This window comes from Streptomyces sp. NPDC033221 (assembly GCF_055577005.1).
Genome location: NZ_JBVIQN010000006.1, coordinates 188,085 through 208,571, shown reverse-complemented (window position 1 = coordinate 208,571; position 20,487 = coordinate 188,085). Strand labels below are relative to the sequence as shown.

The 20,487-nt window shown below is 71.6% G+C and carries 19 protein-coding genes and 1 pseudogene; 9 read left to right on the top strand and 11 right to left on the bottom strand.

All coding sequences use genetic code 11. The features are described from left to right. Positions 1 to 5 precede the first annotated feature (5 nt). Together ACZ53K_RS10500 and ACZ53K_RS10495 are read left to right on the top strand one after the other, a co-directional pair. Positions 6 to 1,277 carry an acyl-CoA dehydrogenase family protein gene (locus ACZ53K_RS10500; protein WP_468833746.1) on the top strand — a complete coding sequence of 424 codons (1,272 nt, stop codon included), beginning with the start codon at positions 6 to 8 and terminating at the stop codon, positions 1,275 to 1,277. A gap of 1,031 nt (positions 1,278 to 2,308) precedes the next feature. Next, positions 2,309 to 2,683: pseudogene (locus tag ACZ53K_RS10495) on the top strand (transposase family protein); the annotation flags it as partial. Between the two features lie 68 nt (positions 2,684 to 2,751). On the opposite strand, the gene ACZ53K_RS10490 reads toward ACZ53K_RS10495, so the two are convergent. The 5 genes from ACZ53K_RS10490 to ACZ53K_RS10470 all read right to left on the bottom strand — a co-directional run bounded on the left by ACZ53K_RS10490 (position 2,752) and on the right by ACZ53K_RS10470 (position 7,231). Further along, positions 2,752 to 3,693: an extracellular catalytic domain type 1 short-chain-length polyhydroxyalkanoate depolymerase gene (locus ACZ53K_RS10490; RefSeq protein WP_468833745.1), complete on the bottom strand. Its 942-nt coding sequence runs from the start codon at positions 3,691 to 3,693 to the stop codon at positions 2,752 to 2,754. Positions 3,694 to 3,993: 300 nt separating this feature from the next. Continuing rightward, positions 3,994 to 4,653 carry a 3-oxoacid CoA-transferase subunit B gene (locus ACZ53K_RS10485; protein WP_468833743.1) on the bottom strand — a complete coding sequence of 220 codons (660 nt, stop codon included), beginning with the start codon at positions 4,651 to 4,653 and terminating at the stop codon, positions 3,994 to 3,996. A gap of 1 nt (position 4,654) precedes the next feature. Further along, positions 4,655 to 5,437: a CoA transferase subunit A gene (locus tag ACZ53K_RS10480; RefSeq protein ID WP_468834017.1), complete on the bottom strand. Its 783-nt coding sequence runs from the start codon at positions 5,435 to 5,437 to the stop codon at positions 4,655 to 4,657. Between the two features lie 640 nt (positions 5,438 to 6,077). Next, a complete protein-coding gene (locus ACZ53K_RS10475; RefSeq protein ID WP_468833741.1) occupies positions 6,078 to 6,671 on the bottom strand; it encodes a TetR/AcrR family transcriptional regulator in 594 nt (197 codons plus the stop codon). After that, on the bottom strand, positions 6,668 to 7,231 hold the full coding sequence (locus ACZ53K_RS10470; RefSeq protein WP_468833740.1) for a hypothetical protein: 564 nt from the start codon (positions 7,229 to 7,231) through the stop codon (positions 6,668 to 6,670). The genes ACZ53K_RS10475 and ACZ53K_RS10470 overlap by 4 nt, the downstream gene beginning before the upstream one ends. Before the next feature lie 602 nt (positions 7,232 to 7,833). Here ACZ53K_RS10470 and ACZ53K_RS10465 point away from each other — a divergent pair. From ACZ53K_RS10465 to ACZ53K_RS10435, 7 genes are all read left to right on the top strand, one after another. Beyond that, positions 7,834 to 9,264, top strand: a complete 1,431-nt coding sequence (locus tag ACZ53K_RS10465; protein ID WP_468833739.1) for a 3-hydroxybutyrate oligomer hydrolase family protein — start codon at positions 7,834 to 7,836, stop codon at positions 9,262 to 9,264. A gap of 175 nt (positions 9,265 to 9,439) precedes the next feature. Next, positions 9,440 to 10,252, top strand: a complete 813-nt coding sequence (locus ACZ53K_RS10460; RefSeq protein ID WP_468833737.1) for a 3-hydroxybutyrate dehydrogenase — start codon at positions 9,440 to 9,442, stop codon at positions 10,250 to 10,252. 61 nt (positions 10,253 to 10,313) lie between these two features. Continuing rightward, a complete protein-coding gene (locus ACZ53K_RS10455) occupies positions 10,314 to 11,714 on the top strand; it encodes an MFS transporter (protein ID WP_468833735.1) in 1,401 nt (466 codons plus the stop codon). Between the two features lie 135 nt (positions 11,715 to 11,849). Continuing rightward, positions 11,850 to 13,817 (top strand): helix-turn-helix domain-containing protein, encoded by a 1,968-nt coding sequence (locus ACZ53K_RS10450; protein ID WP_468833734.1) that lies wholly within the window; start codon positions 11,850 to 11,852, stop codon positions 13,815 to 13,817. 347 nt (positions 13,818 to 14,164) lie between these two features. Beyond that, complete coding sequence (gene dhaK, locus ACZ53K_RS10445; RefSeq protein WP_468834014.1) at positions 14,165 to 15,151, top strand: dihydroxyacetone kinase subunit DhaK; 987 nt, start codon at positions 14,165 to 14,167, stop codon at positions 15,149 to 15,151. Positions 15,152 to 15,203: 52 nt separating this feature from the next. Next, positions 15,204 to 15,863 (top strand): dihydroxyacetone kinase subunit DhaL, encoded by a 660-nt coding sequence (dhaL, locus tag ACZ53K_RS10440; protein ID WP_468834012.1) that lies wholly within the window; start codon positions 15,204 to 15,206, stop codon positions 15,861 to 15,863. A gap of 20 nt (positions 15,864 to 15,883) precedes the next feature. Then, a complete protein-coding gene (locus tag ACZ53K_RS10435) occupies positions 15,884 to 16,276 on the top strand; it encodes a PTS-dependent dihydroxyacetone kinase phosphotransferase subunit DhaM (protein WP_468833732.1) in 393 nt (130 codons plus the stop codon). Between the two features lie 46 nt (positions 16,277 to 16,322). On the opposite strand, the gene ACZ53K_RS10430 is transcribed toward ACZ53K_RS10435, so the two are convergent. From ACZ53K_RS10430 to ACZ53K_RS10405, 6 genes are read right to left on the bottom strand one after another with little or no spacing between them, the layout of a single operon-like run. Continuing rightward, positions 16,323 to 18,191: a complex I subunit 5 family protein gene (locus ACZ53K_RS10430; protein ID WP_468834009.1), complete on the bottom strand. Its 1,869-nt coding sequence runs from the start codon at positions 18,189 to 18,191 to the stop codon at positions 16,323 to 16,325. Between the two features lie 38 nt (positions 18,192 to 18,229). Next, a complete protein-coding gene (locus tag ACZ53K_RS10425; RefSeq protein WP_468833730.1) occupies positions 18,230 to 18,577 on the bottom strand; it encodes a sodium:proton antiporter in 348 nt (115 codons plus the stop codon). Beyond that, on the bottom strand, positions 18,574 to 19,401 hold the full coding sequence (gene mbhE / locus ACZ53K_RS10420) for a hydrogen gas-evolving membrane-bound hydrogenase subunit E (RefSeq protein WP_468833728.1): 828 nt from the start codon (positions 19,399 to 19,401) through the stop codon (positions 18,574 to 18,576). Before mbhE ends, ACZ53K_RS10425 begins: the two co-directional genes overlap by 4 nt. Beyond that, entirely contained in the window at positions 19,398 to 19,691 is a 294-nt protein-coding gene (locus tag ACZ53K_RS10415) for a DUF4040 domain-containing protein (protein WP_468833727.1), read from the bottom strand. Before ACZ53K_RS10415 ends, mbhE begins: the two co-directional genes overlap by 4 nt. Further along, positions 19,684 to 20,169: an MrpF/PhaF family protein gene (locus ACZ53K_RS10410; RefSeq protein WP_468833725.1), complete on the bottom strand. Its 486-nt coding sequence runs from the start codon at positions 20,167 to 20,169 to the stop codon at positions 19,684 to 19,686. Before ACZ53K_RS10410 ends, ACZ53K_RS10415 begins: the two co-directional genes overlap by 8 nt. Then, positions 20,166 to 20,411, bottom strand: coding sequence for a hypothetical protein (locus ACZ53K_RS10405; protein ID WP_468833724.1), 246 nt, complete (start codon positions 20,409 to 20,411; stop codon positions 20,166 to 20,168). Before ACZ53K_RS10405 ends, ACZ53K_RS10410 begins: the two co-directional genes overlap by 4 nt. Positions 20,412 to 20,487: the final 76 nt, after the last annotated feature.

Sequence of the window (20,487 nt, the reverse complement as noted above, 5' to 3'; positions counted from 1 at the left end):
CAATAATGTCGATTTCCTTGTCACTGAACTCCGAGTTGCAGCCGGCCACGGCGAGTGGCGAGCAGGCGGTCTCGGCGGTCGCGAAACTCCAGGACTTCCTCACCGAGCAGGCGGAGGCCACCGACCAGGACGGGCGCTTCGCCCGGGACAGCGTCGACGCGCTGGTCGACGCCGGGGTGTTCGCCGCGAGCGTCCCCACCGACCTGGGCGGTTTCGGCGTCGAGCGGCTGCACGACCTGACGGTGGTCACGTCCCGGATCGCCCGCGCCGACGCCTCGGTCTCGGTCGCCTACTACATGCACATCGCCCTGGCGTGGTACTTCGCCCGCGTCGTACGGTTCGCGGCGGACGGTGAGCCGGGCTACCTGCCCCGGGCGGAGTGGCTGGAAGCCATCGGCGCCCGCCGGATGCTGCTGTGTTCAGCGGTGGCCGAACGCGGAGCCGACTACTGGAATCTGGCCACCACGGCGACCGCCTCGTACAACGGCTGGGTGGTCAACGGCCACAAGATCCTGGCGTCCGTCTCCCCCGCCGCGACCCACTTCTACTGCCGCCTCAAGGCGGTGCGCGGCGAGGGGAACCACTTGGCGAGCGCCATGATCCCCGCCGACACACCGGGCGTGCGGGTCGAGGACGACTGGCAGGGCCTGGGGCTGCGCGGCTCCGGCAGCGGCAGCGTCCTGTTCAGCGAATGCGTCGTACCCGACAACGCGCTGATGGTGCGCGGGCCCTGGGGCCAGCGGGACGCCGGGATGCTGGAGGGCCGCGCGGTCAGCGGCATGGGACTCAACGGCGTCTGCCTCGGGATCGCCGAAGCCGCCCGCGACCACGCGCTGGAGGCCCTGACCCGGCCGTCGTCCAGCCGCAAGCGGTCAGGGTCGGCCGCCGTGAAGGCCGCCGTCACCGAGATGGAAGCCGCCCTGACCGCGGCCCGCGGCACACTCGCCGCGGCGCTGCAGGACTTCGACTCACTGCTGCTGCGCAACAAGCCGCAGGTCGTCACCGATGACATGAGCCGGGCCATGATGAAGGAGTGCCAACTCGTCAGCATGACCGTCGAGCGCGCCGCCACCACGGTCGTCGACCTCGCCATGCGGCTGACGGGCGGCGCGAGTTACCAGGCACGCCACCCTCTGGCCCGCGCCTACCGCGACGTACGGGCGGCAGCCTTCATGCCCCCTTACTCGCCGCCGGAGGAGGCGGTGGACTTCGTCGCCGACACCACGCTGGGGCTCCCGGAATCCCGCTCTTCGGAATCCCAGGAGGGCGACCGGTGACGCACACCCCTTGAGTTTCCGCGGCACATGCCGCCGCGGACACCCCTAGGCGACCGCCGACCCAACGACACCATGTCGCTACCGGTCCAGACCAGGGGTGAGGCAGCGGGGTGCGAGCTCCGCTGCGGCAGTGCGGCCCGGCCCGGCTCACGGGCCGGGCCGCAAGTATGCCGTGGGGTGCCGGTGCATGGGACCGGTGTACGGCACGGCGGAGCGGGACCGCGTGACCCTGGCCCGCCCCGGCCGAGGCAACGGGCGCCAGCATCACGCTGGACAGGCACAGCTCTCAGCTTGCGGGAGCCGATGCCGGCCCGGTCACGCCACCGGCCGCCGGATTCTTCGCGAAGCCAAGTCACCACAAGGTCGTCAGCCGTCTCCGGCCCGCCATCAGCCGACGGCATGCGATTTCGTACCACACCGGCATCCCGTGGGGGCGTGCCGAAGCAGTACGGGCCTTGGGCCCGGGTGTACGAGTTGCTCCGTCGCCGGCACCGGGACGGCACCTGACATCGGATTTTCGCCGAGCTCAGGCCCGGGCCGACGCCAGGAAGCTCATCACCTGGGACCTCAGTAACGACTCCACCGTGTGTCGGGCCCCAGCACGCTGCCGAGGCGAGAAGGGGGGCCTTCAGAAGGAGCTTCCCGACGGTATCACCGGCGACCCCGATGACCACGGCCTCGGTCGCTCGCGTGGTGGCCGGCCTCCCAAGTCCGACGCCGAGGAGGGCACGCCGTCGAGTGCGGCATCAATCGCTTCACAAGGCACCGTGCTGTGGCCACGGGATACGACAAGCTCGCGGTCCGCTGCGAGGCCGCTGCCCTCGTCAGCGACGCTGATCCCGCCACGGCAACGAATCAAACACATCAGCAACGAATCCGGACAGCTCACCCCGAAACCGTTCCCCCCTACGCCTCATACCGCCACCCTGCCCCCGAACAGGCAAGATCAGCGCAGTTGACGAAGCACCACTGGACGAGTAGTTCCGTTTGCGGGGTTCACACCACGCAGGGAGGGTGTCCAGCATCGGGTAGTGACGACCGAACCAGACGCCTCTTGACCGCACTGTATGCGCTCGTCGATGACCGTTTAAAGAGTCCGCGGTGGCGGGGCCGGCCGCCCCGGCTGACCGATGCGGAACTGGTCACCCTCGCCGTGGCCCAGGCGGTGCCGGGCTTCCACTGCGAGGCCCGCTGGCTGCACTTCGCCCACGCCCACCTGCACCCCCTGTTTCCGTACCTGCCCCAGAGGCCCGCCTACAACAAGCGGCTGCGGGCCGCGCCGGGCCTGGTCAAGCAGGCCATCAGAGAGCGTCAAACGCTCGGACCTGGCCGGCTGGGCGAATTACGACCACAGCCGCTCGCACTCCCGCTTCTACTGGGGCCTGAAGCTGCATCTGGTGTGCACCGGCAGGGTATGCCGCCCGGGAGCGTTCCCTGGGCGGCATGCCCTGCCGCGGGCTTCCGTCCGCGCGGATCAGGTGGGCATGCCCCAGAAGCGGACGAGGTGGTACGCGGAGCAGATGTTCACGTCCAGGATGTAGGCGGCTTCGGTACCGCACTGTGCCGGGCCTGGGCCGGGGTCGACGGGCTGGCCGTGTCCCATGCCCGTGATCTGGTAGGTCTCCACGGCGTCGCCGTAGACCCGGTGGGGGTAGCCTCCGACCGTGTCCGTGGTGTCCGGTATCTGATCGGTGCCGTTGGCGTTGGTGAACTGCTCCATGAGCTCGGTGGCATTCATGGGGTTCACGGTCGAGTCCGTGGTGCCGTGCCAGATCGAGACCTTCGGGCGCGGCCCCGCGTACGACGGGAAGGCCGCCCTGATCTTGTCCCCCCACTCCTTGGGGCTCTTGCCGACGCCGGGGCTCATGCAGGTGAAGGCGGAGGCCACCGAGTTGGCGCAGCCGTAAGGCAGCCCGGCGATTATTCCCCCGCCCGAGAAGACGTCGGGGTAGGCCGCCAGCATGGCGGAGGTCATCCCTCCGCCCGCCGAGAGGCCGCTGACGTAGGCGCTCGTCGAGCCGTTGTCCCGTTTCGTGCGGTCGACCATCTGCTTGATCGACAGTGCTTCTCCGGAGTCCCGCCGGGTGTCACCGGCTTCGAACCAGTTGAAGCACGCGTTCATGTTGTTCGCCGTCTGCTGCTGCGGGAGGACCACGGAGAACTTGTATGTGTCGGCCAGCCGCATCCAGCCGGTGTTGGCCGCATAGATGGTGGCGTTCTGGGTGCAGCCGTGCATGGCCACGACGACGGGGCGTCCGCCGGGCAGTCCCGGGGGCACGTAACGGAACATGCGCAGGTTGCCCGGGTTGGAGCCGAAGCCCGTCACTTCTTGAGGTGCTGCCGCCGCACGGGCCGGGCTGGGCAGGGCTACGACGGACAGCGCGGCGAGCAGGAGAACGGCCGCTCCTGCGGCCACTGCAGCGGTGAGCGTCGCGGCTGGTCGGCGTCGGGCCTCGGGCCACGATGGGCCGGCGGCTCGACGAGCGGGCCCGCCTCCGGGTCCTGCTGCGGGTTCAATGAGATGTGACGGCATGGCGGCTCCCTCGGATGACCTGCGGGGTCCGGGACCGCTTCCGTCACGTGGGGCGGAAGCGGCCCGGTGTCCGGAACCGTAGGTGGCGGGATTGTGTCCACGACATGGCAGGAAGCACCACAGTCGGGACGGCTCCTGATGGGCCCCGAGGGGTTGTTTCAGTGGTCTGGTGGTGTTATCGGCTCAGGCCGTCGGCCGCGAAGCGAGCCGCTCGGGCACGATCAGCCGGGCCGCCGTGGCCGCCTGGACTTCCTGGACCGTCACGCCGGGCGCGAGCTCCGCGAGCCGAAAGCCCTCGGGGGTGACATCGAGGACGGCGAGGTCGGTGATGACGCGCCGGACCACCTTCCGTCCGGTAAGCGGCAGGGTGCATTCCGGCACCAGCTTGGGGCTGCCGTCCTTGGCGGTGTGTTCCATGAGCACGATGACCTGTCGGGCTCCGTGCACCAGGTCCATGGCGCCGCCCATGCCTTTGACCATCTTGCCCGGGATCATCCAGTTGGCGAGGTCGCCTGTGGCCGATACCTGCATGGCGCCGAGGACGGCGGTGTCGATGTGGCCGCCGCGGATCATGCCGAAGGACAGCGCGGAGTCGAAGAACGAGGCGCCCGGCAGCGTGGTCACGGTTTCCTTGCCCGCGTTGATCAGGTCGCTGTCGATCTCGTCCTCGGTCGGGTAGGGCCCTACGCCGAGAATGCCGTTCTCCGATTGGAGTACCACCTCGACCCCGGGCGGCAGGTGGTTGGGGATCAGGGTGGGCAGGCCGATGCCGAGATTGACGGAGGTGCCGTCGGCCAGTTCCCGGGCGGCCCGGGCAGCCATCCGCTCACGGGTGAGGGCCATGTCAGGCACCGCCTTCCTGCTCGGTGCGGACCGTGCGGCGTTCGATGCGCCGCTCGGCCGCGGGGCCGCCGGGGTGGACACGGACCACGCGCTGGACGAACACGCCGGGCAGGTGCACCTCGTCGGGGTCGAGTTCTCCGGGTTCGGCCAGGTGCTCGACCTCCGCAATGGTGATACGGCCGGCCATCGCCGCCAGGGGATTGAAGTTGCGGGCCGAGGAACGAAAGACCAGGTTGCCGTGGCGGTCGCCGATGGTGGCGCGCACCAGCGCGAAGTCGGTGGTGATGCCCTCCTCCAGGAGGTACTCACGCCCGCCGAAGACGCGGGTTTCCTTGGCCGGCGAGGCAACCGCGACGCTCCCGTCCGCCCCGTACCGCCACGGCAGGCCGCCCTCACCGATCTGGGTCCCGGCTCCGGCCGGTGTGTAAAAGGCGGGAATTCCGGCTCCTCCCGCGCGCAGCCGCTCGGCGAGGGTGCCCTGCGGCACCAGTTCCACCTCCAGCTCACCGCTGAGGTACTGCCGGGCGAACTCCTTGTTCTCTCCCACATACGAGCTGGTCATCCTGGCGATCCGGCCGGTGCGCAGAAGCAGCCCCAGTCCCCAGTCGTCCACGCCGCAGTTGTTGGACACGACCGCCAGTCTTGAGGCCGTCCGCTGCAGCAGGGCTTCGATCAGCGCGCTCGGTATGCCGCACAGCCCGAATCCTCCGACGGCCAGCGACGCCCCGTCGGGGATGTCCGCCACCGCCTCCGCCGCGTCCGCGACCGTCTTGTCCAGACCCATCCGGTCCCTCTCCGTCGGGGACACCAACCGCCTTCCTCACCAACGGCATGGCCTGACTGCCTTCGACCGCTGGTCCGGCCGGTGCCCACTCGGCCAATGGGTGTCGACCCTAGGAAGGGGCCGGCCCGCTTAGCCACGGAAACGCCCCACACATCGGCCGGCACCTGTATGGGTGTTGCCGCCGCTTCGCCTCGGGGAACCTGGGGAAACGGCGGGCCGTTCGCCACCGATCCGGCTGTATCCATGCCACATGGCTGGCTGCTCAAAATATGCGCCGTCCACGTACGCTGCTGCGCCCTTTGCAGTTCGCGGGCGCCGCGGTGGCTCTGTACGCCAAAAGTGACGTCGTTTTGGCATGGCATTGGGAGTCGCACGCTCGTGCGACTAGGTGATGTTCACGAGCACGGAAGCCACCCCGGTGGAGGGTCGGGGTGGTGACGACGTGGGTCATCCAAGGTGACGACATGCGGTCGGCGGCTCAGCTGGTGTCGGTTGGCTCTCGGCTCCCAGGGACTGATCAGTATCGGTGCTCGGCTGGTCCCTCCCGGCACGAAGAAGGACGCATCGGGCCGATTTCCAGATCGGTCGGTAAACCGGCTGCCGGTACTGCTCCCGCCCAGCTGTCCCCTCCAGCGCCCCACTACCGGGCCAGGGTGAGCAGGACCCTCTCCAGCATCTGCCGCAGGGCCGCCCGGTCGGTGGTGTCCGGGCCGGGTCGCGTCACCCCGTCGTACGTGAGCCCCTCGGCGAAGGCAACCACGATCCGCCCGCCCTCTTTCGGATACGGGCTGCCGAGCGCCGTTGCCAACAGCTGCGCCTGGCCGACGAAGCTCTCCCGGGCGCGGCCCAGTTGGGTGCCCAGCTCCCCTTCTGGGCGACGCGACGTCAGGAGGATGATCTCCAGGCGGGCGCGAGTGCGGTCGCGTTGGGGGCCGAGCCAGTGGGCCAGTACGCCCGCGAAGCGGTCGGCCACCTGGCGTACCGGCGGCGCCTCCGCCAACTCTTCGGAGACGGTCGCCGCTTCGATGTCCGCCACTTCCTGTTCAGCGATGAACGCGACCACGCCGGCGAGCAGTGCCTGCCGGGTACGGAAGTAATAGCTGGTCGACCCGGCCGGCACCTTCGCCCGTCCGTCGACCGCCCGGTGGGTGAGCCCTCGCAGGCCCTCATCGGCGATAACCGCCACCGCCGCGGTGAGCAGCGCCTGTACGCGGGGGCTTCTGGCGCTGCTCATGCGACGGCCCGCTTCCTGAGCCTGCTGAGCATCATCCGGCGGACGAGGCCGCTGAACGGCTCGATGAGCCGCCAGTACCGCCCCATGGCACGACGAGCCCCCTCGTCGAGGCACAGGACCCGGGTCTCGGTGACGGCCCGCGTACCACCGGTGGCGGCGTCCGCGGTGAATCTCATGCTGAAGGTCGCCTTCGCGTAGCCGGGTTCGTCGAATGCCAGGAACTCATCCGGGCCTGTGATGTCCGGCCGGCCGTCGGCTGCTCCCATGGTCCACCACTGCCCCACGATCCCCCGGACCATCTCTCGCGGTGGGTCCTCGGCCAGCCGCAGAAAGCTGTCCCGCAGGTCCTTCTGCGGGACCTTGCCGGCCCCTCTCTTCATGCGGCCGAGCTGCCGCCGCACGGTGAACAGCGCCCGGACAATCGGCCCCCACCCCTCGCCGCCGGCCTGCTCCATCTCCTGCCACGCCGCCCACACCGCCTCCACCGGAGCCGGGATGACCATCTGGTGCCGGGAGGCGAAGTCCGGGCGGGGAACGAAGGTGCCTGCAAGCCCACTCATACCCGGGGACTCTACATTTGTAGAGCCCCCGGGGCCAGACATTCGACAGGGTCAGCGCGGATCCGCCTGGATCAGCGAATGGGGTGGCGACGAATTGGGCCGTCCGGCGCGACGAAGGAGACTCCCCAACTCATCGACATTGATCATGGCGGCAGCGCATGAAGTGGCTCCCGAAGTCGTTGACAAACAACTCCCGTTCTCGCGTACACAGCCACCGCGGCGTGGAGGAACCGGGCCACGGCCGAAGCCGCCTGCCCGGTCACTGAACCGCGCGACGCCTCCGGACGCCGCCTCCCCCTGCCCTGGCGCGGTGCCGGCCACCGGCCAAGCCACTGCCGGAGTGAGCCGGCCTCGCCCAGCGAGGGTGGTGGGCAGGCCGGCGACACATCGGTGGGCGGTCGCCTGCCGCAGGTGTTCCCGCTACCTGGCCCAGGCGCAGAGGGTGCCGAGCCCCGGGGACGGGGATGGCGCCATGCCGTCGCTCCGAGTGGGGCCGGCATCCGTTTCGACCGCCGTGACGGTGGTGGGCGCACCCCTGTCGGAACCCTGCCCTGGCCTCCTAGCCTCCGGCCCGTCACTGCTTTCAAAATCAGAGGTATTGCATGCTCTCGCACCTCACCACCGTGGCGCGCCCGTGCCGGCGCGCCGCTTCGGTCCTCCTGCCCCTGGCCGTTCTGGGCCTCGCCGTGCCGACAGCCACGGCCACACCGTCTGCTGCCGGCTCGGGGCCGGGCGGCCGCTGCGCCGGTCTGCAGCGCCTCGTCGTCCCCGCAGCCGCGCACCAGCGGGCGGACTGCCTGGCGGAGCTCACCACGGCGGGAACGGTGGCATCCGGCCACACCGATCCGGCCGACTGGGCCGGTCTCACCCCGAAAAACCTCACCGTCCCCAGGGGCGTGCCCGGTGTCCAGATCGACGGCTACTTCCCCGATACCTCTGCCACCAACACCAATCACGGCTGGCACCACGACGCCCAGTTCGTCATCCGCCTGCCCGACCGCTGGAACGGCGGCCTGGTCGTGGCGGGCACCCCCGGCAACCGTGAGCAGTACGCCAACGACCGGGCCATCGCCGACTGGGTCCTCTCCCGCGGCTACGCCTACGCCGCCACCGACAAGGGCAACACCGGAGTCGCCTTCCACCGCGACGGTGTCCGGCCGGGTGACGCCATTGCCGAGTGGAACTCGCGCCTGACCCAGCTCACCCGCGCGGCCCGCGCCGTGGTCGCCCAGCGCTACCACCGCCCACCCGCCCGGACTCTGGCGACCGGCATGTCCAACGGCGGCTACCTGGTGCGCTGGCAGTTGGAGAACCACCCCGAGCTGTATGACGGGGGCGTGGACTGGGAGGGCGCTTTGTGGCGCGCCGACGGGCCGAACCTGCTCACGTTCCTGCCGCCTGCGCTGCGCCGCTACCCGGTGTATGCGGCCGGTGGACCCGCCGCCGAGCGGGCGGGCCAGGCGATGCACGCTGCCGGTTACCCGGCCGGGTCGGAGTTCCTGTGGCCCTACCACCACAAGGTGTACTGGGATCTCACCCAGCGGATCTACCGTGCGGAGGTGGACCCCGGCTTCGACGGAACGGCGGAGGCCGGCACTCCGTACTGCCCGACGGGAAGTGCGGCCTGCGACACGGACTACGACTACGCCTCCCGCCCCGCGGATGTCCACCGTGCCGTGGAGCGGATCGCGTTGACCGGCCGCATCGGTAAGCCCTTGATCACCGTCCACGGCACCCTGGACGTCCTGCTCCCCATTGGCCGGGACTCCGATGTGTACGCCCGGATGGTTCACCGGGCGGGCCGCAGCGGACTGCACCGCTACTACCGCATTGCGGACGGGACTCACACCGACTCCCTGGTGGACGCCTTCCCCGACCGGCTGAGGCCGCTCGTCCCCTGCCACCGCTCGGCCTTCACCGTCCTGGAGGGGTGGCTGGCCCACTCCCAGGCGCCACCGGCCGGTCGCACCGTGCCCCGTCCGCCCGCCGCCGACGCGGCCACGCTCCTGACCACCTGTCCGCTCGGCCGCTGACGTGCCACGGCCCGCCGCGGGCGAAGCCGCGGCGGGCCGTGGCAGGGAAGCGGGCCGGTGCGAAAACCCGGGCTCTTCCGGGCATACGTATAGGAGGATTCGCCATCCTCGGACAGGTCATTGTGGTGGTCATCCCCATAGGCGAGCTGGCGCGGTGACCCTACTGTTTCCGGCCATGACCAGCGAATCCACCTCCCCGCACCCGCCTGGGCGGGCCGCCTCGGCCGTCTCGGCCGCGCACGGCGCAGACCTGTCGGGCCGCGCCGCCCTGGTGACCGGCGGCGGCAGCGGCATCGGGCGGGCGTGCGCCACCGCCCTCGCAGCGGCCGGCGCCGTGGTCCACGTGGTCGACCTGGACGCCGAGAAGGCCGCGGCGGTCGCCGACGCCATCGGGGGGAAAGCGCACATCGCCGACCTGGCCGACCCCGCCGTGACCGAAACGCTGCCCGAGGCGGTCGACATCCTCGTCAACAACGCCGGGCTCCAGCACGTCGCTCCGCTCCCCGAATTCCCGCCGGAGCACTTCGCCCTCATGCAGCACGTGATGGTCACCGCCCCGTTCCTGCTGATCCGCCGCGTGCTGCCGCACATGTACGCCGCCGGATGGGGCCGGGTGATCAACATCTCCAGCGTCCACGGGCTGCGCGCCAGCGCCTACAAGTCCGCCTACGTCACGGCCAAGCACGCCCTGGAGGGCTTGAGCAAGGTCACCGCCATCGAGGGCGCCCCGCACGGTGTGACCAGCAACTGCGTGAATCCCGGCTACGTCCGCACCCCTCTGGTCGAGAGCCAGATCCACGATCAGGCCGCGGCCCACGGCATCAGCGCCGGCGACGTCCTCTCCGACGTCCTGCTCGCCCGCGCCCCGGTCAAGCGGCTCCTCGAAGCCGAAGAGGTCGCCGCCGCCGCCCTGTGGCTGTGCGGCCCGCACACCAGCTACATCACCGGCACGTCCCTGCCCCTGGACGGCGGCTGGGGAGCGAACTGACCCCCGCCGCCCGGGATCCCGGTGCATCCCTCCCCGTCCCGTCCACGAAAACTGGTGACACATGACCGACACCCCGGCCACCGGGCCCGCCGCCACCGGCCGCTCCGGCGGGATCGCCCGTATCGTCGGCGCGAGCCTGATCGGCACCACCATCGAGTGGTACGACTTCTTCCTCTACGGTTCAGCCGCCGCGCTGGTGTTCAACACCCTCTTCTTCCCCACCGGCGACCCGCTCGTGGGAACGCTGCTCGCCTTCGTCACCTACGCGATCGGCTTCGCTGCCAGGCCCCTGGGCGGCATGGTCTTCGGGCACTTCGGCGACAAGATCGGCCGCAAGAAGCTGCTCGTCATCAGCCTGCTCATGATGGGCGGGGCCACCTTCGCCATGGGCCTGCTGCCCACCTACCAAACACTCGGCGCAGGCGCACCGGTCCTGCTCACCGTGCTCCGCCTCGTCCAAGGCTTCGCGCTGGGCGGCGAATGGGGCGGCGCTGTCCTCATCGTCTCCGAACACGGCGGCGCCGAGCAGCGAGGCTTCTGGGCCTCGTGGCCACAGGCCGGCGCCCCGGGCGGCAACCTCCTGGCCACCGGTGTCCTCGCGCTGCTCGCCGCCCTCCAGTCGGAGGAAGCCTTCATCGCGTGGGGCTGGCGCATCCCGTTCCTGCTCTCCGGAGTTCTGGTTCTGCTGGGCCTGTGGATCCGCGTCTCCGTCGCCGAGTCCCCCGTCTTCCTCGCCGCCCAGGCCGAGACCCGGGCCGACGCCGCCCGCGGCACCAAGGAAAAGGCCCCGGTGGTCGAGGTGTTGCGCCGCAGCTGGAAGGAGGTCCTCACCGCCATCGGCACCCGGTTCGGCGAGAACATCTCCTACTACGTCCTCACCGCCTTCCTCCTCGTCTACGTCACCACCCATCTCGAACTGCCCAAGAGCACCGCGCTGAACGCCGTACTGATCGCCTCGGCGGTCCACTTCGTCACCATCCCCCTGTGGGGCGCGCTCTCCGACCGCATCGGCCGCAGGCCGGTCACCCTGATCGGCTCGGCCGGCATGGCGCTGTGGGCCTTCGCCTTCTTCGCCCTGCTCGACACCGAGTCGCCCGCCGTGATCACCCTCGCCGTGACGGCCGGCCTGCTGCTGCACGGCGCCATGTACGGTCCTCAGGCCGCCTTCATCTCGGAACTGTTCGACACCAAGGTCCGCTACTCCGGCGCATCCATGGGCTCCCAGCTGGCCTCGATCCTCGCCGGCGCACTGGCACCGATCATCGCGGTCGAACTCCTCAAGGAATACGGCTCCGCCACCCCCGTCGCCCTGTACCTCTGCCTGGCCGCGATAATCACCACCGTGACCGTCGCCCTTGCCAGGGAAACCCGCGGCCGGGACCTCACCACCACCATGGCGGCCGACTCCCCCAATCAGGTGCGCCGGCCGTTGCCGACGGCCGTCGGCGAGGACACCGTGTGAGGCGGCCTCCCCCGCCCGCCGCCCCGCGAGGAACCCGGCGGGCGACCGGCGACACACCGTAAGCCGTACCCGCACCCCTCCGGACCACATCCCGCACGCGTCCGACTCCCCCACCCGGACGGAAGGAGCGCCGGCATGGCTGCCGAAAACGACCGCACCTACCGCGCAGCGGCACACAGCGCGATGGTGGCCCTCGGACAGATGCTGACCATGCTGGCCTCCGGAGCGCCCACCGAGCAGTTCCCACGCCCGTCGGCCGACCCGGCCACCGAGCAGCTCCCGCCCGGTGAGCGCTCCGTCCTGGAGGAAGCCGCACAGGCCGCGCTGGAGATCCGGCGAACCCTCGACCAGCACCGCAAACGAGAGGCCGAGCTGGCCGCACTCTTCGACACCGCGAGCGACCTGGCCGCGCTGCGTGACCTCGACGCGGTCCTGCGCGCCATCGTCCACCGCGCCAGGACCCTGCTCGGGACCGACGTCGCCTACCTGTCCCTCAACGACCCCGCCGCCAAAGACACCTTCATGCGGGTCACCGACGGCTCTGTCTCCGCCCGCTTCCAGCAACTGCGGCTCGGCATGGGCGAGGGCCTCGGCGGCCTGGTCGCCCAGACCGCCCGCCCGTACGCCAGCACCGACTACCACACCGACCCCCGCTTCACGCACACCCGTCCCATCGACGAAGCGGTCCTGGAAGAGGGACTGCGCGGCATCCTCGGGGTCCCTCTCCGTGTCGGCAAACGCGTCATCGGCGTGCTCTTCGCCGCGGACCGCACCACCCGGGAATTCCCCCCGGACGCCATCGCGCTGCTCACCTCGCTCGCCGACCACGCGGCCGTCGCCATCGACAGCGCCCGCCTGCTGGAGGAGACCCGCTCCGCGCTCGTGGAGCTCAACACCGCCAACGAGACCGCCCGTGCCCACAGCACGGCCCTGCGCCGCGCCGCCGACGCCCACGACCGGCTCACCGACCTGGTCCTGCGCGGCGGAAGCGTCGACGACCTGGTGCGCGAGATCGCCGCCCTGCTCGGCGGCGGCCTGGCCCTGCACGACTCGGACGGCACCGAAATGGCCCGAGCCGGCACCGGCCCCCTCACCCCGTCCCCCCAGGGCATCAGCGCCTCCCGCACCGGCGGCCATGCCGTCCCGGTGGACGGCACCTGGGTATGCGCCGTACTGGCCGGCTCCCAGCTCCTGGGCAGCATCGTTCTGACCGGACGCGCGGACCTGACCGACGCCGACCGGCGCCTGTTCGAACGCGCAGCCCTGGTCGCCGCCCTCCTGCTGCTGTTGCGCCGCACCGTCGCCGAAGCGGAGGACCGCGTGCGCGGAGAACTCCTCGACGATCTGCTCAGCTTCGACCAGCACGGCGGGCACCATGACATCGGGAGCCTGACCATCCGCGCCCGCAAGATCGGCCTCAACCTCTCCCAGCCCTACGCCGTGTTCACCCTGGACACCGACGACGAGCCACGCACGCAGCTACTCGCAGAAGCCGTGCGCCGGGCCCGCTCGCTGGGCGGGCTCGCGGGCGTCCGCGACGGCCACGTCGTCCTCCTCGTACCGTCATCGGCTCCTGGCGACCTCGCCGCGGAGCTGGCCCGGGACCTCGGTCAGAAAGCCGGGGCGCCGGTGACCGTGGGGTCCGCCGGGCCGGTCACCGGCCCCCAGCAGCTTCCTGACACATACACCGAAGCCTGCCGCTGCCTCAAGGCCCTGTACGCTCTGGGCTGCACCGGAGACGGCGCGGACATCGCCGGGCTGGGGTTCCTCGGCGTCCTGCTCGGCGACCGGTCGGACATCGACGGCTTCGTGGAGCGCTTCCTTGGCCCCGTCCTCGCCTACGACCAGCGGCGCGGCACCGAGCTGGTCCGCACCCTCGACGCCTACTACACCCATGGCGCAAGCCTGTCCAAGGCCAAGGACGCCCTCCACGTGCACGTCAACACCGTGGTGCAGCGCCTGGACCGAGTGGCGCAACTCCTCGGCCCCGACTGGAACAGCCCCTCACAGGCCCTCGAACTGCAGCTTGCTCTGCGACTCCACCGCCTGAACAGCCACAAGAAGTCACGTGGTGTGCGGGAAGCAGCACCACGGACCAGCTGACCTCCGGCGCCGTCAACGGTTCGCCGCCCTGGTCAGACGGCTGCCGCTACGCGCCAAACACGCCAGCGGGATCGTGCGCCAGGGAACCCGCTCGGCTTCTCTTGGTCTTTCGACCCCACCAGCGGGCCCTCTGCATCAGCTCTTCCTCCCCCGAGACGCCTCACCTTGACGAGGCGCCTGCAAGGCCGCCGCCGCGTACAGGGCTCACACGCTCCGCCTTCCCACCCTTGCGCCACCTCCAGCGCCTCCGCATATCCTGAGGTCGTCACGCTGAGTAACCCGCCTAGTAGCTGACGCGCCATCAGCGAAGGCAGCTTCCTTCGAGCAGCCGAGGAGCCCCCGTGAAAATGCTCATCAACGTCCCCGAAACCGTCGTCACCGACGCGCTGCGCGGTATGGCCGCGGCCCATCCCGAGCTGGTGGTGGATGTCGACCATCGGGTGGTGGTGCGGCGGGACGCGCCGGTGGCCGGGAAGGTGGCGTTGGTTTCCGGTGGGGGGAGTGGGCACGAGCCGCTGCACGGTGGGTTCGTGGGGGTGGGGATGCTGGACGCCGCCTGCCCGGGTGAGGTGTTCACCTCGCCGGTGCCCGATCAGATGGTGCGGGCCGCGGCGGCCGTGGACAGTGGTGCGGGGGTGCTGTTCCTGGTGAAGAACTACACCGGTGACGTGCTGAACTTCCAGATGGCCGCCGAGCTGGCGGAGGACGAGGGGGTACGGGCCGCCAGTGTGCTCGTCAACGACGATGTGGCGGTGACGGACTCGCTGCACATGGCCGGGCGCCGGGGCACCGGGGCGACGCTGTTCGTGGAGAAGATCGCGGGGGCGGCGGCAGAGGAGGGCGCGTCGCTGGACCGGGTGGCGGAGCTGGCGCGCCGGGTCGTGGAGTCCTCGCGCAGCTTCGGTGTGGCGCTGAGCGCGTGCACCACCCCGGCCAAGGGTGGCCCGATGTTCGACCTGCCCGCCGGTGAACTGGAGTTGGGAGTGGGCATCCACGGCGAGCCGGGGCGTGAGCGGCGGCCGATGATGACCGCGCGCGAGATCGCGGACTACGCGGTGGACGCGGTGCTGGCCGAACTGAACCCCCGGCAGCCGGTGCTGGTGCTGGTCAACGGCATGGGCGGCACGCCGCTGCTGGAGCTGTACGGGTTCGGCGCCGAGGTGCACCGGGTGCTCGGCGAGCGGGGTGTGCCGGTCGCTCGTACGCTGGTCGGGAACTACGTCACCTCGCTCGACATGGCCGGCTGCTCGGTGACGCTGTGTGCGGCCGACGAGGAACTGCTGCGGCTGTGGGACGCGCCGGTGCAGACGCCGGGGCTGCGGTGGGGCCGCTGAGGCGTCCACACTGGTGGAGGCGTTCACCCGTACAGGTGGGTCTGTGCCGTGGATGCCGTACGCGCACGTACGACCAGAGGAGCAGTTCGTGTCCGAAACGGCACTGGATGCCGGGTTCTTCCTGCGCTGGATGGCGGCGTCCGCCGCCTCCGTCGACCGGGAAGCGTCCCGCCTCACCGATCTGGATTCCGCCATCGGCGACGCCGACCACGGCAGCAATCTCCAGCGCGGCTTCGCGGCCGTCGTCAAGGTGCTCGACGCCGAGCCGCCGCAGACGCCGGGTGCCGTGCTGACGACGGCGGGGCGGCAGCTGATCTCCACGGTGGGCGGTGCGTCGGGGCCGCTGTACGGGACGCTGTTGCGGCGTACGGGCAAGGCGCTCGGCGAGGCCGGCAGTGTCACCGCCGACGAGTTGCGTACGGCGTTGCGTGCGGGGGTGGACGCGGTGGCCCAGCTGGGCGGCTCCGCGCCCGGTGACGCGACGATGCTCGACGCGCTGGATCCCGCCGTCGAGGCGCTGGCCACTTCCTTCGAGGCCGCCGCCGACGCGGCCGGGCGGGGCGCGAAGGCCACCGTGCCGCTGCAGGCCCGCAAGGGCCGGGCGAGCTATCTCGGTGCGCGGAGCGTCGGTCATCAGGACCCGGGAGCGACCTCCTCCGCGCTGCTGTTCGAGGCGCTCGCGGAGACGGCGGGCCAGGGGGTGGCCGAGTGAGCGGCGCGGAGACTGCGTACGTGGGCATTGTGCTGGTGTCGCACAGCGGGCCGGTGGCCGAGTCGGTGGCGCGGCTGGCCGTCGGCCTGGCGGGCGGTGACGTCAAGGCACCGGTCGCGCCGGCGGGCGGCACTCCGGACGGCGGGCTCGGGACCAGCGCGGAGCTGATCACGGACGCGGCGCGGGAGGTGGACCAGGGTGCGGGTGTCGCGGTCCTGGTGGACCTCGGGAGCGCCGTACTGACCGTCAAGGCGCTGCTGGCCGAGGGTGGTGAACTGCCCGAAGGCACGCGGCTGGTGGACGCGCCGTTCGTCGAGGGCGCGGTGGCCGCCGTGGTCACCGCTTCGACGGGGGCGGATCTGGACGCGGTCGCGGCGGCTGCCGGGGAGGCGTACTCGTACCGGAAGGATTGACGGGCGGGTTCTGCTGAGGCCCCGGCGGTTGTTGTGGGGGCCGGTCTCAGTGGAGGGACGGCAGGAGGAGCGCCGCCACCAGGGCCATGCCTGCCAGGACGAAGGCGACGTAGTCGCCGATGTGACCGGAGTGCAGCCGGCGCACGGGGGCGGCCCAGCGGGCGGGCTGGGCCGGGCCCTGTGGGCGGCGCACGGCCCACCAGGCGAGCAGGAAGGCCAGGGCGGCGGACAGCAGGCCGAGTCCCACGCCCGCCAGGGACCAGTGCGGTCCGGGCGTCGGTACGGGCGCGGCCGGCGGCGTGTGGAGGACGGCGGCCGCGTACCCGGCCCGGTCGAGGAAGGCGTCCGCGGCCCGGCCGACCGCCGCGTGCAGGCCCGGTACGAGGCCCACAGCCAGCGCGCCCGCCAGCAGCGCGACCGGGACCGCCAGCATGGTGTCCGGGATGCGGCTCAGCGGTCCGGCGGTCTCCGGCTCCTCGTCCTTGCCGCTGGTCTCGTCCTCGCGGGTCTCCGCCCGGCCGGCGTCGTCGGGGCGTACGCCCAGTCCCAGGAAGACCCGGGCCACGGCGCGCAGTACCGCTCCCCCGGTGATCGCCGACACCACCACGAACACGGCCGCCGGCCAGCCGCCCGCCGCTTCCTCGGTGACCGCCTTGCCCAGTCCCGTACCGAAGGGCGGCAGCCCGGCCAGGGCCAGGCCGCCGGCGGCGCAGACCACGCCGACCAGGGGGAGTTCCCGGCCGCGGCCGTGGAGTTCGCGTTCGTCGACGCTGCGGAAGCGGTCGAGGAGGATGCCCATGGCGGCGAACAGCGCGGCCTTCACGCCCGCGTGCCCGAGGATGTACAGGGCCGTACCGCCCACGCCTTCCGGTGTCATGACCGCGAGCCCGATCAGGAACAGGCCGGTGTGCGCGACGGTGGAGAAGGCCAGCAGCCGTTTGAGGTGGCGCTGCTGCCAGCACATGAGCGCGCCGACGAGGGCGGTGAGCGTGCCGAGGGTGAGCAGCATCCGGTGGACGTCGGGGGCGGGGATTCCGCCGGGGCCCGCGAAGACCGTCCAGTACACGCGTGCCGTGCCGTAGACGCCCAGTTCGACCATGACGCCGGACAGCAGCATGCACACCGGGGTGGGTGCCACCGCGTGCGCGTCCGGGAGCCAGAAGTGGAAGGGGACCACCGCGGCCTTGACGAGCAGGCCGGTCAGGACGAGGACGAAGGCGGTCAGGACGAGGAGGTCGGGGCCGTCGGAGGCGCCGCCGGAGGGTTCGCCCGGGTGGGCGGCCAGCCGGGCGCCGATCTGGGCGAAGCCGAGTTCGCCGGTGCGTCCGTACAGCAGGGCGACGCCGAGCAGGGTCGCGTAGCCGCCGAGGGAGTTGACGACGCCGAAGGTCAGCGCGCCTTGCACGGCGCGCTTCTCCTCGACGCGATAGCCGGTGAGCGCGTACGCGACGACGCCCATCAGTTCGAAGAAGACGAACGCGTTGAAGAGGTCGCCGGTGAGCGCGAAGCCGCACATGCCCGCCTGGAAGATCAGTACGAGGGCGGGGAAGGTGCCCGCCTGGCGGTGCGGCGGCTCGTCGAAGTACCGCCAGGAGTACGCGAGGACGGCGACGACGAGGAGCGAGGTGGCGGCGGCCAGGCCGACGCCGATCCGGTCGCCGACCAGGACGATGCCGACGCCCGCGCGGCCGTGGGGGTGCCAGCCGCCGAGCCACTCGACGGCGCGGGCGCCCGGTGCGTCCGCGGGCGTGCCGCGCAGCAGGACGGAGCAGGCGAGTACGGCCGTGCCGGCGGCGAAGACGGTGCCCGCGATCTCGGCGGCCCGGCGTGGCATCCGGCGGCCCGCCGCCACCAGGAACGCGGCGCCGAGCAAGGGGGTGGCCACGATCAGCGGGAGGGTGGCGGCGGGGGTCAGGGCCGTGGCCGCTGCGGGAACGAGAGCGCCGGCCGGGGTCACCCGCGCAGCTCCGAGAGCTCGTCCGGGTTCACGGTGCCGTGCCGTTTGCCCACCTGGACGACGAGGGCCAGCAGCAGCGCAGTGACGGTCGCCCCCACCACCACGTCGGTGAGCGTCAGGGCCTGGACGACCGGGTCGACGACGGGGCGCGTACCGGGCTTCAGGTCGGAGAAGACCGGCGCGGTGCCGCCGTCCCGGTAGCCGATGGCGAGCAGCAGGACGTAGGTGGACGCCTGGCAGACGGCGAGGCAGCCGACGGCGTGGATGAGGTTGCGGCTGGTGGCCAGCCCGTAACAGCCGATCAGGAAGATCCAGCCGGCGACGAGATACGGCAGCACGCTCATGTCGGCTTCTCCTCGGACGGGGACGGAGGGGTCGGGTGCGGGGGCCGTTCGGGGCCGGTGTGCCGGTCCGCGGTGTGCCGGTCCGCGGTGTGCCGGTCCGCGTCGACGATCTCGACTGCCTGGTCGAGGAAGGAGGCCAGCAGCACCACGACCCCGCTGGCCACCTCCACCCCGATGGCGGCGTTGAGCAACGGGACCAGGCCGCCCGAGGCGAGCGTGTTGAAGGTGCCGTACGGGAGGAAGTCGGCCAGGTAGGCGGTACCGGCGACCAGGCCGGCGGCGCCCAGCAGGAGGTAGGCGGCCTCCCCCGCCGCGTCCGCCATCGCGTACGCGCCGACCGGTCTGATCCGCTCCAGCGCGCGGTAGTCCACGGCGATGTAGAGCAGGTGCAGGGCCGTCGCGACGACCACCCCGCCCTGGAAGCCGCCGCCGGGGCTGAGCTGGCCGTGTGCGACGACGTACAGGCCGATGAGCAGGGTCACCGGGAGCGCGACCAGCGCGTAGCGGCGTACGGGCGGGGCGACGCGCGCCGGTTCGGGGCGTACCCGGTGCTCGTCGCGCGTCTGGCGGAGCAGGACGACGGTGCCCAGCGCCGCGCAGAAGAGGATCGATTCCTCGCCGAGGGTGTCGAACGCCCGCTGATCGAAGTTGACCGCCGCGACGACGTTGGAGGTGTGCCGGGCGAGCGCGGCCTCGACCGCCCGGACGCCGTACGGGTGCCGGTCGCCGCCGAAGTCCGGCAGGTCCAGGCTCGCGGCGAACAGCAGCACGGCCAGGCCCGCGCCGCCGAGGACCAGCACCCACATCCGGACGCGTCTGCTCACGGCCGCTCCTCCTCGCCCGCGCTTCCGGAGTCCTGGTCGCGGCCGTCCGCCCGGCCCTTGCGCCGCACCTTCCGTACGGAGAGCAGCAGCATCAGCGGGGTGAGGACGGAGCCGACCGCGAGCTGCGAGAGGGCGACGTCCGGCGCCTGGAGGATGGCGAAGAGGAGGGCCAGGGCTAGCCCGAGCAGCGCCAGTACGGTCGACTGCCGGACCGGGTCGCGGGCCAGTACGGCGGCGGTCGCGGCCGCCGCCACGAGCGCCAGGGCCAGCACGATCAGGACGTCATTCATCGGCCGCACCGGCCTTCCGCCCGGCCTGCCGCCCGGACAGCGCGCGCGTGGACACGATGTTCCCGCCGACCAGCAGCACTCCGATGACCAGGAGTTTCACCATCGCCCGGCCCGGCCCGGCGGCGACACACAGCGGCAGCACCACCAGCGGTACGGAGACCGCGGCGAACGGCGTCATGGTGCGGCCGAGGGCGCGGGCGACCCGGTCGCGCGCCGGCCGTTCGGCCAGTTCGTCGGCGAGCAGCCGGGCGTAGACAAGCGTTCCGGCGGGGCCGAGGACGGCGAGGACCAGGCCCAGGTCGACGTACGAGGGCCGCGAGTAGCCCTGTGCGAGCAGCAGCATGACCAGGCAGCCGACGAGCGTCGCGAGGTTCTGCGCCATGACCCGCCGCCGTACGGAACCGCTCGCCGCGCCCCACACGGTGGGGGCGAAACCGACGAGCAGCAGCAGCGCGGCGGCGAACAGCCAGCCGTTCACCGCGGCCGGCCTTCCTCCGGGCCGGTGTGCGGCGGCCCGCCCGCGGCGGCATCGGTGACGGCGGCTCTGCGGGCCGCGCGGGCCGCACAGGCACCCAACAGGGCGGCCACCGCGCCGACCAGGCACTCCAGCAGGTCCAGGCTGCTGACCAGCACCAGCCACAGCCCGGCCAGCAGGGCCCACCAGACGGCCAGTTCGACGGCCGCCGCCGTCGCCCCGGACGGCCTCCCGGCACCGGACATGCGCTCACCTCCGGCCTCGCCCGTACCCGGCCGTCAGGCTCTCATGCGGCGCACCACCGGTGGACAAACCGCGCCG